The sequence below is a fragment of the Siccirubricoccus phaeus genome, from assembly GCF_008360935.1.
Taxonomy (GTDB): Bacteria; Pseudomonadota; Alphaproteobacteria; order Acetobacterales; family Acetobacteraceae; genus Siccirubricoccus; species Siccirubricoccus phaeus.
Genome location: NZ_SRXO01000016.1, coordinates 34,186 through 50,741 on the forward strand (window position 1 = coordinate 34,186; position 16,556 = coordinate 50,741).

Sequence of the window (16,556 nt, forward strand, 5' to 3'; positions counted from 1 at the left end):
TTCAAAACCCCCGCCCTTGCTGCTTACGATATTTTAGCTTCCACTAAAGCCAGCCAATCGGGGAAACGCACCATGTCATTTATATTTGGTCCATGGCAGGGCCACGGGCAGATCAACGGCACGGATGGCGACGACATCATCGTCGCCTGGGGCTCCGACAATACGATTACGGATGATGGCGGCAACAACCTCGTCATCAGCAGTGCCGGCGGCGATGACACTCTCCAGCTCGGGCCGCCGACGGACCGCCTCCTGCCCCTCCCGCCCGAAGGCACGCCGACCCTGTCGAACGCCGTGCTGCTGACAGGGGAGGGCAACACGCTGATCGGCGGCGATGCGGATTTCAGCATCCTCGGTCTGCGCGGCGGCAACAGCATCAACCTCGGCAACGGCACGAACACCCTGGAACTCCTCGGCACCCACAACACGGTGGAGGTCGGCAGGGGGGACAACGCCATCGAGTTCCTCGGCAGCCATGCCAGCGTCATCCAGCACGGCCTGGCCTATGGCGGCGCCGCCGGGACGACCACGATCCAATTCACCGGAACCGGCAACAGCCTCAACGTCCTCAACGACACGCCCGGCAACGCCGGGCCCGCCCTGGCGAATGTCGAGATCACCGGCGGCGACGGCCACGGCTATTTCGGCTTCGCCGGCGGCGGCGGCTTCTCGCTCGACACAAATGGCCTGTACAACGAGGTCTATACCGGCATCGGCCAGTTCGACATCGCACCCGGCGATGGCCATGACACCGTCCATGTCGGCTTCTCGGCCCGCGGCGGTGGCGCGAACGGCACCATCACGCTGAACGGCACGCACAACACCATCGACGGCTCGGCCGGCACCGTCACCGTCACCGGCGGCGACGGCTACACGACGCTCGATTTCAGCGACGGCTTCTCCTCCGGCCTGCACCTCGCGCTCGGCGGCTCGCATAATTCGCTGACGAACAACATTCCCACCGGCGGCACCATCGACATGGGCGATGGCGACGCCAGCCTCAGCCTGTTCAACAACAGCGCCACCATCACCTTCGACGGATCGGGCAATGTCGCGACGCTCGACAACGCCAATAACGGCACCATCATCGACCAGTCGGACGGGTTGCGGCTGAACGTGACGGGCAACCCCGGCATCTTCTCCTTCACCGAGACCATCCAGAATTTCGGCGCGGATCGTGGCGCGGTGGTCGCCCTGGATGCCGAGGCGACGGGCTATGCGACGGTACAGAGCGCTTATGCCGCTTTGCATGCGGACGGCATGGGCAATACGGTGCTGGACCTGCCCAATGACGGCGAGCTGGTCTTCGCCGGGCTGAGCCCGACGGCGCTGCACGAGGATAATTTCCTCATCGCCTGATGGCGGGCGGTGCGGCCGGGACGCCGCAGGGCTGCCGGGCGCGCCTCCGGCTCGTTCGGCGTCGCTGCTCCTGGGGCCTGCCGGTGCGGGAAGGCGGCGGCCTGGCAGCCGGCGCGACCGGGAATGCGGGCTGGCATGCCAGGTGCTGTGGGTGATGCGGTGTCCGCGGGACACTGCCGTCCTTGCCGGCCGGCTCCACCCGAGCGCGGGAGAATTGCCATGCAGGTCTCCGTCGGGGGCGGCGTCATCCCCCCGAGCATGCAGGCCTGGCGCAGCCAATTGGAGCGCAACACCTTCGGCTCCCGCGCTTCCGACGGGGATGGCGGGGTGAGGCTGGAGGAGACGAAGGCGCGGCTGAAGGCGCTGCAGGAGAAGGCGGCAGAAGATGCCGCCGCGGCAAAATCGGCCGAGACCACCGGCATCGAGGCCGGCTTCGCCCGGTTGGACCGCAATGGCGATGGCAGCCTCGGCGAGGCGGCGGTCTCCGCCGGGCTGACGGCGCAGCCGGGCCTGCACGGGCCGGGCCGGCCTCACCGCCATGCCGGCGGGCCCCAAGGGGATGCGGCCCAAGGGGGTGAGGCCCATGGCGGCGGCCTCGGCAGCGGGCTGCTGGCCCAGCTCCTCGGCCAGCAGGCGGAGGGTGCCGGTACGGGCGCCGCCGGCGGCAGCGCCGGCAGCGCGTTCCCCGGCCTGTTGGGCCAGGGTAGCGACGGCGAACTTTCCCCAACGGAGCTGCAGGCCGGGGCTGCCGGGCCGACGCCCCTGCCGCCCGAAGGGGCCGAGGGCCTCGGCAATGCGCTGGTGGCGCAGCTCTTCGGCCAGGAGGGCGGCGGCAGCGACGCCGCTGCCGGCACCGCTGCCAGTAGCAGCGCCACCACCCGCGCCACGGCGGAGGCCACGGAAAGGGCGCAGGACATGCTGCGCCGCTACCTGCTGCAGGCCTTCAATGGCGGCGCCCCCGGCTCCCTCGTCGCCTGAGCCGCTGCCTTGCCAGTACCCCCCGCGGCGGCCGGGCCATGCCGCGTGGCGGCCAACTCCCGGCCGCCCGGGCATCCGGCCCGGCATCGCCCGGCCTGCCCTTCCGCGCGCCCGGCCGGCACGGCCGGGCCGCGCCGATTCCGCCCCCGCACGAATCGCTCTAGGATGCCCCTTTGCACCAGCCACCGGGAGCCCTTGCCGATGCGTGCCATCTTCGTCGATGCCAATGAGTCGCTGGCGGAGGTGACGGAAAAGCTCATGCGCCCCGGCGACCCGCCGGTGGCCATCAACCGCAACCCGGACATCACCCCGGCGGATCTGCCGAAGCTGCTCGCCGGCCATGCCATCGCGATCGACGACCATACCCAATTCCCGGTGGAGGTCGTCAGGCAATGCCCGGACCTCAAGCACATCGTCTTCCTCGGCACCGGCGCCCGCAGCTACATGGACCCGGAGGCGCTGCAGGCCGACTGCGGCGTCGAGGTCCATATCATCAAGGGCTATGGCGACACCGCCGTGGCGGAGATGAGCTTCGCCCTGCTCTGGGACGCCGCCCGCCAGACCGCGATGATGGATGCCGCCATCCGCCGCGGGGAGTGGCCGCGCGTGGTCGGCATGCAGCTTACGGGGAAGACCATCGGGCTGATCGGCATGGGCGGGATCGGCGCCGAGATGGCCCGGCTCTGCGCCGGCATCGGCATGAAGGTCATCGCCTGGAACCGCTCGCCCAAGGCGGTCCCGGGCGTGGAATTCGTCGGGCTGGAGCGGCTGCTGGCGGAAAGCGACGTGGTCTCCCTGCACCTGCTGTTGAATGACGAGACGCGCGGCTTCCTCTCCGCCGAGCGGCTGGCCATGCTGAAGCCCGGCGCCATCCTGGTGAACACCGCCCGCGGCGCCGTGGTGGATGAGGCGGCGATGATCGCGGCGCTGGAAAGCGGCCGGCTCGGCTGGGCGGCGCTCGACGTCTTCGTGCAGGAGCCGCTGCCGGCGGGCCACAGGCTGGCGACGCTGCCGAATGTGACGCTGACCTCCCACGCCGCCTTCCGCACGCCGGAGGCGAGCGACAATTTGCTCGGCGCGGCGCTGGACCATTGCCGGCGGATCGCGCAGGAGGGGCGGTAGGCTGCGCGGCCTGAGCCTGTACGCCGGCCTGGGCGCGCCCAGGCCGCGTATCCGCCGGCGCGGAACAGCCAGGCCTGCATCGGCCTGAGACAGTCAGGCCGCCGCAGGTCCATACCGCCCGCGCAACTCCGTACTTCAAGCCCGGGCGATGGCGTGCGATTCTGGCGCACCGGCGGCGCGCATCGGGCGGGCGTGGCGAAATGGTAGACGCATGGGTCTTAAAAACCCAGGTCCAATACGGATGTACGGGTTCGAGTCCCGTCGCCCGCACCAGGCTGTCGCTGCGGTTGGGGGCTCCGCCCCCACACCCCCGGCAGAGGGCGCTGCCCTCTGCACTCCCGCCGGGAGGGGACCCCTCCCCGGACCCCGGTGTGGGTTTGCAGGTTCAACCCACGGGTTCAAAACTCGGACCGGGGTCCGGGCTGGTCCCCGGTGGGGGTTCGGGGCAGGCTGTGCAAAAACTCCCTAGTTACCCGAACCTGCCAACGATCGTGCGACGACTCTATGTCAGGTTGCATTGAGCGTTACCGGGCCCCCCAGGCTCCCGAAGCGTTTCCCTGTTGCGCAGGAGCAGAAGGTCTCCCTGAAAGGAGGCGCAACGCCCACAAGGAGAGATACGCCCTTGACTTGGTACGGTATGATACCATACCTGCGCGGTGATTACTTTGAACCCCGACTTGAGACCGGCGGGCATGGAATCCCACAGGACGACGAGAGGCGCCGAGCGCCTTCGCGCACTACGAGCGATGGCCGCCAACATGTTCCTCGAACAGGGCTACGAGGCCGTCTCGCTTGATACGCTGATCGCATCCGTGGGCGGCTCGCGCCGCAACATCTACGACAATTTCGGCGGCAAGGAGGGCCTCTTCATCGAAGCGGTGACGGAGTGCTGCGCCGAACTCGCTGCCCCTCTGGAGCAACTCGATATTCATGGCTCCGACCCGCGAGACGCCCTGCTCCTATTCGGATGCAAGATCCTTGAAACCGTGGTGCAGCCGCGGGCCCTTGCGCTGCATCGGCTGATGGTCGCCGAGGGACAGCGGTTTCCCGAACTGTCGCGGTCCATCTGGCACGCAGGCCATGACAATGCGACACGACTTCTGGCTCGCTGGTTCGCGGACAGGCAGCGTGACGGGCAGTTCCGAGCGGATATGCCTGCCGCCACGCTGGCTGCCCATTATATCAGCCTTGCCGTGACAACACCGCAGCTACGTTGCCTGGTGGGTGAGAATGCGTCTTTGAAACCCGCCGAAATCTCGAAGATCGTCGATGACGCTGTCACCCTGTTCCTCGAAGGCGCGCTGACCGAAAAAGACCAAGTTCAGAATGCGTAAGCTTAACTGGCCGTCCGTCCTTCGCTGGGCGCTTGCCGCCTTCTTCGTCTTCGGAGGATTTGGAAACATACTCGCTTCGGAGACCATCCTCGCGGATTACGCCCGGTGGGGATATCCGGACTGGTTCCACTATGTCACCGGTCTGATCGAGCTGTCGGTCGCCGCGCTTCTTATCGTGTGGCCACGTCATCTGTACGGCTCGATCCTAGGTGCCATCGTGATGCTGGCGGCGGCAGGTACGGTCGTCCTGCATGGCGAATATACGCATGCCATCGCGCCTTTGGTGGTGGCCAGCTTCTCTGTGCTTGTCGGCGTTTTGACGGTTCATTCAGGCGGAGATTCCCGAGCGTGAAGGCGCCGCAACATACATCCGCAGCATGTGACGATCGATCAAGCTACCCCGTCCTCGACCCAAGATGACCAATCCCAGTCTAATGACGATCAGGCGATGCACGGTTGAGCATCCGTTCGGCACGATTAAACGAATGTCTGGCGGCGGAAGGTTCCTGACGAGAGGGCTCAGGGCGGTGAAGGCGGAAGCAGCGTTGTCGATCTTGGCCTTCAATATCCTTCATGCAGCTAACACTTTCGGAACCAGGACAATTACACCGAACTGAAGTGGAGCTACGCTTCGCTTTAACCGAAGTTGGCTGGCGTCACGGTCGGCATCTGGCGTTTTGGCACAGCCTGGGGGGCAACGCCCCCGATCCGTGGGCTATCCCTTCCCCATTTCCAGCGCCCGCGCATAGACCTGCTTTCGCGGCAGCCCGGTGGCCTCCGCCACGGTCGCCGCCGCGTCCCGCACGCTCATCCCCGCCTCCAGCGCCGCCCGCAGCCGCGCTTCCAGCTCCTCTTCCGGCGCTGCTTCCTCTGCCGCCGGCCCGACGACGACGACGACCTCCCCCCGCGCCGCCTCCCGCCCATACCACCCGGCCAGCTCGGCCAGGCTCCCCCGCCGCACCTCCTCGAAGCGCTTGGTCAGCTCCCGTGCCACCGCCGCCGGCCGGTCCGCACCCAACCCCTCCGCCAGCGCCGCCAGCATCTCCGCCAGCCGGTGCGGCGCCTCGTAGAAGATCAGCGCCGCCCGCAGCCCCGCCCGCTCCGCCGCCCGCAGCCGGCCGATCTCCGCCGCCCGCGCCGCTGCCTTGGCCGGCAGGAAGCCATGGAACAGGAAGGGGTGCGGCGGCAGGCCGGAGAGCGTCAGCGCCATCACCGCCGCATTCGGCCCCGGCACCGCCGTCACCTTCAGCCCCGCGGCGATCGCCGCCCGCACCAGCCGGTAGCCGGGGTCGGAGACCAGCGGCGTCCCGGCATCGGAGACCAGCGCCACCCTCTCCCCCGCCGCCAGCCGGGCCAGCACCCGGGGGATCTGGGCATCCTCATTATGTTCATGCAGCGGGATCAGGGTCACCGAAACGCCATGCCGCGACAGCATCGCGCCGGTTACCCTGCTATCCTCACAAAGCACTGCATCCGCCTCCCGCAAGGCGGTGAGCGCACGTGGAGACAGGTCGCCGAGATTGCCGATGGGCGTTGCTACCAGGGTCAGGCCGGTGGCATTGCCCGACGGTGCCGCCCCAGGGGGTGGTCCAAGACGTCCGGCCACCAGCTCGTCAGGAGGATCGCTTGCCCGTTCCGTCATCGCGCCCGCCCATCCTTGCCCTGTTGGCCTTCCTGCCGCTGCTCGCCTGCGCCCCGCAAGCCCCGCGCCTCGCCGGCCAGGGCCAGCTCGCCCCAGCCGCGCCGGCGGTGCAGGACGTGCCGCGCAGCCGGGTCGGGCTTCTGCTCCCGCTCTCCGGCGCGAACAAGTCGCTGGGGGAGGCGATGCTGAACGCCGCCCAGCTCGCCCTGTTCGACCAGGCGGATCCGGAGATCGAATTCCTCCCGCGCGATACCGGCGGCACCCCGGCCGGCGCGGCGGAGGCCGCCCGCAGCGCCCTCTCCGCCGGCGCCAAGGCGCTCGCCGGCCCGCTGACGCTGAGCGAGACCGCCGCCGCCGCCGGCCCTGCCCGCGCCGCCCACGCCCCGCTCATCGCCTTCACCTCGGATGCCGACCAGGGCGGTGGCGGCGTCTGGGTGCTGGGCATGACGCCGGGGGAGCAGGCGGAGCGCATGGCCGCCGCCGCCGCGGCGGACGGCGCCCGCCGCATCGGGCTGCTGGCGCCGGATGATGAATTCGGCCGCCGCCTCGCTGGCGCGCTGCGGGCGAAGCTGCCGGCGCTCGGCCTGCCGCCGCCCTTCATCCTGCTGCATGCCCGCCTTGGCGACAGCGCCGCGGCGGCCCGGCAACTCGCCGAACAGGCGGGGCCGGAGGGGCTGGACGCGGTGCTGCTCGGCCTCGGCCGCCAACGGGCGCGGGCAGCGGCGGCGGCGCTGGCGGCGGCGCTGCCGGCGAAGCCGCGCTTCCTCGGCACCGCCGCCTGGGCGGCGGAACCCGCACTCGGCACCGAGCCGGCCCTGGCCGATGCCTGGTTCCCCGGCCCCGATCCGGGCATCCGCGCCCAATTCGATTCCCGCTACCAATCGGCCTTCGGCGACCGCCCGCCGCGCCTCGCCGGCCTGGCCTACGACGCCGCCGCCCTGGCCAGCCGCAGCCTGCGGGACGGCCGCAACGCCCCGCCGGTGGGGGAGGCGCTGATGGGCGCCGACGGCCCGATCCGGCTGACGCAGGAGGGGCTGGCCCAGCGCGGCCTCGCCATCTTCGCCCTCGACCCCGCCGGCGGCGAGCCGCGGCTGATCCAGCCGGCCCCAGTGCCGGGGGCGCCGGGGACCTGACCGGGCGATGCGCCGGCAGGGCGCCAGCGGCCCAAGGCCGGGCGGAAGGCCGGGCGCAGGAGGGGACGGAAGAGCCGAGGCAGGGCGGGGGACAGGCCGAGGCGCGGGACGGGGACGCGAGGCGAGGCGCGGCATGGGGCGCGAGACGGGGCCTGGGATGGGAAGCGAGACGGCATGACCCGCATCCTCGGCGCGGCCGGGCTGATCGGCGGCGTCCCGGCCCTCGTCCTCATCACCCTCATGCTGCTCGGCGCGCTGGGGACCGGGCCGGGGCTGCTGGCGCTGCTGGCCTGCGGCCTCGGCGCGCTGGCCCTGGCACGGGTCTGGATCGGCAACCTCAACCGGCTGGCGGGCGCGCTGCGCCGGGCGGCGGCGGAGGACGGGCAGCTCGTCCCGCCGGATTCCACCCCGCTGCTGCCGGCCGTCGAGGAGATCGCCGATGGCGTCGCCCGGCTGGCCCGCACCCTGGCGGAGCGCGGCGCCCTGGTCGGCCGGCTGCAGCGCGCCGACCAGGCGATCGTCGAGGCGCTGCCGGACCCGCTGCTGGTGCTCTCCCCGGCGCGGCAGGTGCTGCGCAGCAATGCCGCGGCGCGCGCCCTGCTGGGCGCCGGCCACGATGTGGCGGCGCTGCTGCGCCACCCGGCGCTGGCCGAGGCGCTGGACCGCGCCCAGGCAGAGGGAACGCCACGCACCGCCGACCTGCATCTGCCCGTGCCCATCGCGCGGGAGCTGGCGGCGCAGATCATTCCGATGGACCCGCCTCTGGCGGATGGCGGGCGCATCGTCATCCTGCTCTCCGACCGGACGCGGGAGCGGGCGGTGGAGCGGATGCGGGCCGACTTCGTCGCCAATGCCAGCCATGAGCTGCGCACCCCGCTGGCCAGCCTGATCGGCTTCATCGAGACGCTGCGCGGCCCGGCGGAGGACGACCCGGCGGCGCGGCAGCGCTTCCTCGGCATCATGGCCGAGCAGTCGGAGCGGATGCGGCGGCTGATCGACGACCTGCTCGGCCTCTCCCGCATCGAGCTGACGGAGCACCAGCCGCCGGTCGGGGAGGCCGATCTGGCGGCGATCGCCCGGGCCGAGGCGGCGGCGCTGGAGCCGCTCTACCAGGGCCGCGGCATGCGGCTCGAGCTGGCGCTGGCGCCGGCGGTGGCGGCGCCGGCGGATGCCGAGCAGCTCGCCCAGGTGGTGCGCAACCTGCTGGAGAATGCGGTGCGGCACGGCAGGGATGGCGGGGCGGTGCGGCTCGAGACCGGGCCGGGCAGCCGCCAGGCCGGGCGCAACGGCGTGGCGGTCAGGGTGAGCGATGACGGGCCGGGGATTCCGCGGGAGCATATCCCGCGGCTGACGGAGCGGTTCTACCGGGTGGATACGGGGCGGTCGCGGCGGGTGGGAGGCACCGGGCTGGGGCTGGCGATCGTGAAGCACATCGTCAACCGGCACCGCGGGCAGCTCACCATCGAAAGCGAGGAAGGGCAGGGGGCAAGGTTCAAGGTGTGGCTGCCGGCCGCAGGGGGGCATTGAGGAAGGGCTTTACCCCTCTCAAACTCTCCCCACCAAAGGCCGAAGGCCTTTGGAACCTTGATTCTACCGCCCCGCCAGCACCAGCACCACGCCGCAGACCACGGTCAGGGCGCCGAGGATCTCGGCGCGGCTCGGACGTTCGCGCAGGTAGAAATGGCTGAACAGCAGGGTCATCAGGATCTCCACCTGGCCCACCGCGCGGACCAGCGCCACCGGCGCCAAGGCGAAGGCGCTGAACCAGCAGGCGGAGCCGCAGGCGGAGAGCGCCCCGACCTGCGCGCTGCTGCGCCAGGTGGTGAAGACGGCGCGGGCCTGCCGCGGCTCCCGTGCCAGCAGCCAGCCGCCCTGCATCACGGTCTGCAGGATGTTCGTCATCACCAGGGTGATGAGGGCGCGGAGGATGGGATCCGGGGCCGGCACCTCCTGATTCGCCGCCTTCACCAGCACGCTGGTGCCGGCAAAGAAGAAGCCGGCGGCGAGGCCGCACATCGCCGCCGGCTGCAGCGCGGCGCGGGCCAGGTCCCGGCCGGGATGCGCCTTGCCCGCCAGGGTCAGCCACAGCACACCGGCGACGCCGATCCCGATGCCCACCCAGGCCAGCGCCGAAATCCGTTCCCCCAGCAGCAGCAAAGCGAGGATGGCGCCCTGCACCGCCTCGGTCTTCGCATAGGCGGTGCCGACGGCGAAGCCGCGATGGCTGAAGGACATGATGAGCAGGTTGGTGCCGAGGATCTGCCCCAGCCCCCCCGCGGCACAGAGCGCGAAGAAGGCCCAGCCCAGCCCCGCCGGCACCGTGCCGCCGAACACCGCGATGTAGAGCGCCAGCAGCAGCGCCCCCACCGGCACGCCGTAGAGGTAGCGCACCACCGCCGCGGCGTTGACGGAAAGCTGGCCGCGCAGCTTCTGCTGCATGGCCGTGCGCCAGGTCTGGAACAGGGCGGCGGCCAGGGTGATGGGCAGCCAGAGCGGGGAGAGGATCATTCGCCCTGCACGCTGCGGCCCCGGCCGCGCCGCGTCAACCGGCGTCGAGCTGCAGCCCCTCGCGCTTGATCACCGCCGACCACTTCGCCGTCTCCGCCTTCACCCAGTCGGCGAAGCCTTCCGGGCTCAGCTTCAGCGGCACGCCGCCCAGCGCGGCGAAGCGCTGCCGGGTCTCCGGCAGATCCAGCATCTCGTTGACGTCGGCATTGATGCTGCGGGTGATCTCGGGCGGCAGGCCGGCCGGGCCGAACAGGCCGAACCAGGTGTTCACCTCGAATGCCGATAGCTCCGGCAGCGTCTCCTTCGCCGCCGGCACCTCCGGCAGCTCGGCATTGCGCTCGGCGCTGGTGACGGCGAGCGCCCGCAGCCGGCCGGCGCGGATGTGCTCGATGACGCCCGTCAGATTGTCGATCATGAAGCCGACATTGCCGGCGATCAGCTCCACCTGCGCCGGGGCGGAGCCGCGGAAGGGCACGTGGATCGCCTCCACATTCAGCAATTGCAGCAGCCAGACCGGCGTCAGGTGGGTGGACTGGCCGACGCCGGTGGAGGCGTAGCTGATCTTGCCCGGATTGGCGCGCAGCCAGGCGGCGAAGCCCGCCATGTCCCGCACCGGCGTCGCCGCGTTCACCACCAGCACATTGGGCCCGCGGATGGTGCCGCAGATATCCACCAGGCTCTCCGGCTTGTAGGCCAGGTTGCGGAAGAGCGAATAGGCGATGGCCTGCGGCCCGATATTGCCGGAGAGCAGCGTGGTGCCGTCCGGCTTCGCCCGCACCACTTCCAGCGTGCCGATGGTGCCGCCGGCGCCGGTGCGGTTCTCCACCACCACCGGCGTGCCCCAGCGCGCCTGCAGATACTGCGCGCAGAAGCGGGCCATGATGTCCGTGGTGCCGCCGGCGGCGGCCGAGGCGATGATGCGGATCTGCTGCCCCGGCCGCCAGCTCCCGCCCTCGGCGCGGGCGGCGGCCGGCAGCAGGGCCGGCAGGGCGAGGAGGGCGCGGCGGGGGAGGCGCATGGTCAGCCCACCTCCAATTGCAGGCCTTCGCGGCGGATCACGCTCGACCATTTCTCTATCTCCCCATTCACGAAGGCGGTGAATTCCTCCGGGCTGCCGCGCAGCGCGACGCCGCCCATCTCCCGCCACCGCGCCTGCACCTCGGGCGTCTCCTGCCAGGCCGCCATGGCCTGGGAGAGGGCGAGGACGACCGGGCGCGGCGTGCCGGCCGGGGCGAAGATGCCGAACCAGGTGTTGACGTCGAACTGCGCCAGCTCCGGCATCGTCTCCCGCGCCGCCGGCACCTCCGGAAGCTGCGGGTTGCGGTCGGCGGAGGAGACCGCCAGCGCCCGGACGCGGCCGGCCTTGATCTGCTGGATGCCGCTGGTGAGGTTGTCCCACATATACTGGATGTTGCCGGCGACCAGCTCGATCGCCGCGGGTCCGGCGCCGCGGAAGGGGACGTGGATCGCCTCCGTCCCCGTCGCCTGGTTGAACCAGACGCCGGTGAGGTGCGGCGACTGCCCGACGCCGGGCGAGCCGAAGGAGAGCTTGCCGGGGTTCTTCTTCAGATGCGCCACCAGCTCCGGCAGCGTGTTGGCGGGGACGGAGGGGTGGACCACCAGCACATTCGGCCCGCGCACCGTGCCGCCGACGGGGATGAGGCTGTCCCGGCTGTAGGGCAGGTTGCGGTAGAGCGAGAAGCCGATCGCCTGCGGCCCGATATTGCCGAGCAGCAGGGTGTGGCCATCCGGCGTGCTGCGCACCGCCTCCTGCGTGCCGATGACGCCGCCGGCGCCGGAGCGGTTCTCCACCACGCAATTCTGCCCGAGCTGGGCCTGGAGCCATGGGGCGAGCAGGCGGGCGGAGATGTCCGCCGTGCCGCCGGGGGCGGCGGGGCAGATGATGCGGACGGGCTGGGTGGGCCGCCAGCCCTCCGCCCGCGCGGCGCGGGCAAGGGCGGGCAGGGCGAGCAGCGCCAGGGCGGCGCGGCGGGTGGGCATGAATGTTTCCCCCGGAGTAGATCGGTTCGGGCGGAAGATGGCCCGGGATGGCGGGGAAGGCCAGGGGGCATCCCGGCGCTGCGCGGCGGCGGGCCCCGGGGGCGCTGGCCGGTGCAGGCGGCGCCAGCCTGCGGCGGGTAGCGCCCGGGCCGCCGAAACGCAGGCCACCGAATTCCGGCGGTGGCGCTGGCACCCGCCGTGACGGCGGGCGTTGAGCGGATACGGATCCGGCCCCGCAGCGCTGACCGCGGGCGAGGGCAGATGGCGCGGCTCCGACCAGCGATAGCGGGGGGCCGCATGTCTGCCATCGAGCAATCCGGCATTGCCAACCGCCTGCTCCGCGCCCTGCCGGAAGCGGAATTCGCCAGGCTCGCGCCCGCGCTGGAACTGCTGGACCTGCCGCTGGGGAGGACGCTGTTCCCCGCCGAAGGCGAGGTCGACGCTGCCTGGTTCGTGGAAACCGGCACGGTGTCCATGCTGGCCCGGCTGGAGGAGGGCGGGCTGATGGAGGTGGGCATCGTCGGCCCGGAAGGCATGGCCGGCCTGCCCCTCGTCTTCGGCACCGGCGTGTCGCCCATCGAGGCGCTGGTGCAGGTCCCCGGCCGCTCCCTCCGCATCGCCGGCGCCGCCTTCCGCCGCGCCCTGGCGGAGAGCCCGGCCCTGTTGCCGCTGCTGCTGCGCTATGCCCAGGTGTTCTACGCCCAGGTCACCCAGGCCGCGGCCTGCAACGGCAACCACACGCTGGAGCAGCGCCTGGCCCGCTGGCTGCTGATGGTGCATGACCGGGTCATGGGCGACGAGCTGCCGCTGACCCAGGAATTCCTCGCCCAGATGCTCGGCGTCCGCCGCCCCGGGGTGACCATCGCCGCCGGCATCCTGCAGAATGCCGGTCTCATCCGCCATCGGCGCGGGCATGTCACCATCCTGGACCGGGACGGGCTGGAGAACGCCTCCTGCGAATGCTACGGCGCCATCCGCCGCCTGACCGCGCGGCTGCTGGGCGCCTGACGCCCTGCCGCGGCCGCCGCCGGATGCCTGGCGCTGGGCTTCGGACTCGCGCTGCTGCTGCAGGGCCGCGGGCGTGGCCGCACCCGGGGGGGTGGACAGGGGGGGGGTGGACAGGGGGGGGTGGACAGAGGGGCCGCTGAGGGCCGCGGTCCCTGCGTTCGAAACCGGACAGACAACATCGCCCGCATGGCCGATGGCCCGGCACTGCGGTGACGAAGGGATGGGGCATGTCGGGTGCATCGGAGGGGGGCGGGCCGCGGACCGGCAGGCTGCAGCGCCGGCGGGTGCTGCTCGTCGAGGACGAGGCGATCGTCGCCCAGTTGCTCGAGGACAAATTGCGCGATGCGGGCGCCGAGCTGCTCGGCCCGGCCGCCACCCTGGCGGAGGCGTTCCGGCTGGCCGAGACGGCGCTGGCCGATGGCGGCCTCGATGCCGTCATCCTCGACGTCAATCTCGGCGGCGAGCAGGTGCTGCCCCTGGCCGATTGGCTGGACGCACGGGGCGTGCCCTTCATCTTCGCCACCGGCTACGGGAACGGGCCGCAGCGGGGCCGGCATCTCGCCGCGCCGGTCATGGCCAAGCCTTTCGATCCGGATGCGCTGGTCGCGTCCCTGCAGGCCGTCATGGCGCGCGGATGACGACCCTCGCCCCTGGCGCGGCGCCGGTGGCGTACCGCCGCCCGCCGCGGACGCTCCTGACCCATGCCGCGGAGCTGCGCCGCCTGGCCGAGCGCATGCTCGCCCTCGCCATCCAGCGGGACATCCCGGGCCAGGAGGCGGACCGGGAGGCGGCGAGGCGGCTGCGGGACATCGCCGCCAGGATGGCCATGGCGGCCGACCGGTTCGAGGCGCTAGAGCGCGATCGGTTGAGGTCGAATCGACCGGAACCGTGAATCACGCGACCGAACAATGAGCTAGAGCGGGGCGGGTGAGCGCAGCTCAACCGATCCCGCTCTAGCGACCGGGCTGGAATGACGCGGGCGGCTGCCGCGACCGCCCGCTGGCTGCACCGCGAAGCCAAGGCCGAAGCGGCCGAGCGCCAGGGCCAGGGTGCTGACGGCAAGGGCAAGGGGGTTCACCGCGCGGCGTCCCTGATCCGGCGTCGGCACCATGGCCGCGGGCTTAGGCGCGCCCGGCGGGAACGCCGCCCTGGCGAGGCAAGCTAGCTGACCAGCCCGAGCCCGTTCAGCCCCGCGAGATGGTCCGGCCAGCGCCGCCTCTCCGCCGATCGCAGCAGGATGCGCGCCCAGGCCACCCAGCCGGACCAGGCCACGCGCTTGTCCCAGGCCGTGCCCCATTCGCTCAGCAGGTCGAGCCCGGCCCGGGCATCCGCCGCCGCGCGGTCCCATTCCCCGGCGGCCAGGGCAAGCTGCGCCAGCAGCAGCCGCGGCTCGCCGACGAAGGGGTTGAGCTGGGCGGCGGTCTCCAGCGCCAGCCGCGTCGGGCCGGGGGAGGATTGCGGCAGGGCGCGGGTGACGGCCTGCCAGTAGAGGCTGCTCGCCGCCATCTCCTGCTCCGGCGAGAGCACGGCGTTGCAGCGGGCAAAGACCGGCGGCACCGGCAGGCCCCATTCCTCCGGCATCTCGGCAAGCGGCCGGGCGAGGCGGGAGAGGAGCGACAGCGCCTTGGCCGTCGGCTTCAACGGGCCGGGCCACAGCGCGGCAGACCAGTGTTCGCTGACGCGGCGCGGCGTGGTGCTGGCCGGAAACTCCGAGAAAATCTCGTCCTGCCAGGAATGCCATTGCTCGGCGATGTCGGCGATGGTGGCGATGGCGAAGACCGCGACGTCGCGCGTGGAGAGCAGCACATCCGGCTTGCCCGGCCGCTCCAGCGCCATGCCTTCCTCGGGCAGCTCGCCTGCCTCCGCCAGGCGGCGGGTGAAGAGGGAGCGGGGCATGGTGCAGAACAGATGGACCAGCCGCTCCGTCTCCTCGCCCAGCAGGGCGCGCAGCCCGTCGCGGCCGCGCTCCGCGTCGAACAGCTTCAGGTCCACGTATTCGTTGGAATAGACGCTGTGGAACAGGCCGAGCAGGCGCACCTCCCGCGGCTGGTCCCAGAGGGCGAGGGTGCGATAGGTGCCGAGCAGGTGGTCCTTGAAGGTGCCGGCCTTGTGCCAGTCCTCCCCGGCGCTGCGGGCGAGCAGGGCTTCGAGGATGGGCGGCAGGGTGGGGTCCACGGCCGCCCAGTCGTCGGCGAGCAGGGGCTTCAGGCGTTCGCTCATGGCAGGGGCCCTTGATGCGGGGTGTCGGGGCCGGGGCGGCCGGCGGTGGTCCGCCTGCGCGGTGCGAAAGGCCGCCGCCGCCCGCCCGGCCCTGCTTTCCGGGCTTCAGCCTGCGTGCGGCAGGCGGCCGATGGCAAGCCCGGCGATGGCGGCGCGGCGGCGTTTGGCGGAGCAGGCCGGTGAGGCAGGCGCCGGGAATGCCCTGGTCGCGGCGCCAGGGGATCAGCCGCCCGCGACCCGCGCGGTCGGGCACCGGTGCCGGGTGTGTGGCGCGCCTGCCATGCGCGCCACCCGCTGCGCTGCCGCGGCTTCGCCGCGGCAGCCTGTGCGAGGCTCCGGAAGCACAGCGACTCCCGGGGGCCCCATGGCGCCGCGCCAGCGGCGTCGTGGGGAAATCAGCAGCGGTATTTGTGGCCCTTGCGGTCCACGGTACGCATCATGCCCTCGAACTCCATGCGGCCATACTCCCAGGTGGGGCGCATCTTCTTCATGCGCGCGGCCGCCTTCTCGACGACATAGGGCTCGATCTCGACCGGCGGCTCGCCGAGCTGGCGGGAAATCAGCTCCAGCTCGCAGGCGCGCTCCAGCATGTAGAGGCGCATCATGGCACCATGAATGGTCTCGCCCAGCGTCAGCAGCCCGTGGTTCAGCAGCACCACGCAGCTTCCCGTGGCGCAGGAGCGGCCGAGCGCCTCGCATTCCTCGACCGTCGCCGGCACGCCGTATTCGTGATAGACGACGTCGTCATAGACATGCAGCGCATCCTGGCTGATCGGGCGCAGGCCGCGCTTCAGCAGGGAGACGCCGCCGCCCGCCCGGGTATGGGTGTGCAGCACGCAATTCGCATCGGGCCGCGCCTTGTAGATGCCGCTGTGGATGGTGAAGCCGGCGGCGTTGAACTTGCCCGGATTGCCGATGACGTTGCCCGCCATGTCCATCTTGATGAGGGAGGAGGCGGTGATCTCGTCGAACATCTCCCCGTAACTGTTGATGAGGAAATGCTCCGGCTCGCCGGGGACGCGGACGGACATGTGGGTGTTGATGGTGTCGGTCCAGCCGAGGTCGTGGCAGATGCGGTAGAGCGCCGCGAGCTCGCAGCGGACATCCCACTCGGCATCCGACATGCCTGTGGCGGTGAGCTTCATGGCTGAGGACATCGGGTGTCTCCTTCCGCCGGGGATCGGCCGGCCGGGTGGGATGCTGCGCCGGACGGGGCGGGGCCGCAAGGATTAAGCAACGCCGCTATCAGCA

Annotated in this window: 17 protein-coding genes and 1 tRNA gene; 12 read left to right on the plus strand and 6 right to left on the minus strand. The window is 71.5% G+C overall.

Going from position 1 to position 16,556, the window contains the following annotated elements; genetic code table 11:
• The first annotated feature begins 72 nt into the window (after positions 1-72).
• From E5N76_RS20325 to E5N76_RS20355, 7 genes are all read left to right on the plus strand, one after another.
• A complete protein-coding gene (locus E5N76_RS20325) occupies positions 73-1,359 on the plus strand; it encodes a hypothetical protein (RefSeq protein WP_149539154.1) in 1,287 nt (428 codons plus the stop codon).
• Positions 1,360-1,578: 219 nt separating this feature from the next.
• Positions 1,579-2,337, plus strand: a complete 759-nt coding sequence (locus E5N76_RS20330; protein ID WP_149539155.1) for an EF-hand domain-containing protein — start codon at positions 1,579-1,581, stop codon at positions 2,335-2,337.
• A 201-nt stretch (positions 2,338-2,538) separates the two neighbouring features.
• Positions 2,539-3,459: an NAD(P)-dependent oxidoreductase gene (locus E5N76_RS20335; protein WP_149539156.1), complete on the plus strand. Its 921-nt coding sequence runs from the start codon at positions 2,539-2,541 to the stop codon at positions 3,457-3,459.
• Positions 3,460-3,645: 186 nt separating this feature from the next.
• Positions 3,646-3,732, plus strand: a tRNA-Leu gene (locus E5N76_RS20340).
• 473 nt (positions 3,733-4,205) lie between these two features.
• Positions 4,206-4,793 (plus strand): TetR/AcrR family transcriptional regulator, encoded by a 588-nt coding sequence (locus tag E5N76_RS20345; RefSeq protein ID WP_207792045.1) that lies wholly within the window; start codon positions 4,206-4,208, stop codon positions 4,791-4,793.
• Positions 4,786-5,145: a DoxX family protein gene (locus E5N76_RS20350; protein WP_149539158.1), complete on the plus strand. Its 360-nt coding sequence runs from the start codon at positions 4,786-4,788 to the stop codon at positions 5,143-5,145. The genes E5N76_RS20345 and E5N76_RS20350 overlap by 8 nt, the downstream gene beginning before the upstream one ends.
• Positions 5,146-5,227: 82 nt before the next feature.
• Positions 5,228-5,410, plus strand: a complete 183-nt coding sequence (locus tag E5N76_RS20355; protein WP_268921316.1) for a transposase — start codon at positions 5,228-5,230, stop codon at positions 5,408-5,410.
• 98 nt (positions 5,411-5,508) lie between these two features.
• Here the strand turns inward: E5N76_RS20355 and rsmI are convergent, their stop codons facing one another.
• Positions 5,509-6,435 (minus strand): 16S rRNA (cytidine(1402)-2'-O)-methyltransferase, encoded by a 927-nt coding sequence (gene rsmI / locus E5N76_RS20360; RefSeq protein ID WP_149539159.1) that lies wholly within the window; start codon positions 6,433-6,435, stop codon positions 5,509-5,511.
• On the opposite strand from rsmI, the gene E5N76_RS20365 reads away from it, so the two are divergent.
• Positions 6,420-7,568 carry a penicillin-binding protein activator gene (locus E5N76_RS20365; protein ID WP_235907794.1) on the plus strand — a complete coding sequence of 383 codons (1,149 nt, stop codon included), beginning with the start codon at positions 6,420-6,422 and terminating at the stop codon, positions 7,566-7,568. The two genes, rsmI and E5N76_RS20365, sit on opposite strands and share 16 nt — an antisense overlap.
• Positions 7,569-7,742: 174 nt before the next feature.
• Positions 7,743-9,095, plus strand: a complete 1,353-nt coding sequence (locus E5N76_RS20370; RefSeq protein WP_149539161.1) for an ATP-binding protein — start codon at positions 7,743-7,745, stop codon at positions 9,093-9,095.
• Positions 9,096-9,158: 63 nt separating this feature from the next.
• Here E5N76_RS20370 and E5N76_RS20375 read toward each other — a convergent pair whose 3' ends face one another.
• The 3 genes from E5N76_RS20375 to E5N76_RS20385 are packed head-to-tail and all read right to left on the minus strand — an operon-like array spanning position 9,159 to position 12,077.
• Positions 9,159-10,076: a DMT family transporter gene (locus E5N76_RS20375; protein WP_149539162.1), complete on the minus strand. Its 918-nt coding sequence runs from the start codon at positions 10,074-10,076 to the stop codon at positions 9,159-9,161.
• Between the two features lie 34 nt (positions 10,077-10,110).
• Positions 10,111-11,094 (minus strand): Bug family tripartite tricarboxylate transporter substrate binding protein, encoded by a 984-nt coding sequence (locus E5N76_RS20380; protein ID WP_187830299.1) that lies wholly within the window; start codon positions 11,092-11,094, stop codon positions 10,111-10,113.
• A 2-nt stretch (positions 11,095-11,096) separates the two neighbouring features.
• Positions 11,097-12,077, minus strand: coding sequence for a Bug family tripartite tricarboxylate transporter substrate binding protein (locus E5N76_RS20385; RefSeq protein ID WP_149539164.1), 981 nt, complete (start codon positions 12,075-12,077; stop codon positions 11,097-11,099).
• A gap of 297 nt (positions 12,078-12,374) precedes the next feature.
• Between E5N76_RS20385 and E5N76_RS20390 the strand changes: the two genes are divergently transcribed.
• The 3 genes from E5N76_RS20390 (at position 12,375) to E5N76_RS20400 (ending at position 13,977) form a co-directional block, all read left to right on the plus strand.
• Entirely contained in the window at positions 12,375-13,085 is a 711-nt protein-coding gene (locus E5N76_RS20390) for a Crp/Fnr family transcriptional regulator (protein ID WP_149539165.1), read from the plus strand.
• 227 nt (positions 13,086-13,312) lie between these two features.
• Entirely contained in the window at positions 13,313-13,723 is a 411-nt protein-coding gene (locus E5N76_RS20395) for a response regulator (RefSeq protein ID WP_149539166.1), read from the plus strand.
• The gene (locus tag E5N76_RS20400; protein WP_149539167.1) at positions 13,720-13,977 is read left to right on the plus strand and encodes a hypothetical protein; all 258 of its coding nucleotides are present in this window, start codon (positions 13,720-13,722) and stop codon (positions 13,975-13,977) included. The genes E5N76_RS20395 and E5N76_RS20400 overlap by 4 nt, the downstream gene beginning before the upstream one ends.
• A gap of 269 nt (positions 13,978-14,246) precedes the next feature.
• Here the strand turns inward: E5N76_RS20400 and E5N76_RS20405 are convergent, their stop codons facing one another.
• Together E5N76_RS20405 and E5N76_RS20410 are read right to left on the minus strand one after the other, a co-directional pair.
• Positions 14,247-15,305: a DUF6817 domain-containing protein gene (locus E5N76_RS20405; protein ID WP_149539168.1), complete on the minus strand. Its 1,059-nt coding sequence runs from the start codon at positions 15,303-15,305 to the stop codon at positions 14,247-14,249.
• Between the two features lie 395 nt (positions 15,306-15,700).
• Positions 15,701-16,462 (minus strand): class II aldolase/adducin family protein, encoded by a 762-nt coding sequence (locus tag E5N76_RS20410; protein WP_149539169.1) that lies wholly within the window; start codon positions 16,460-16,462, stop codon positions 15,701-15,703.
• Positions 16,463-16,556: the final 94 nt, after the last annotated feature.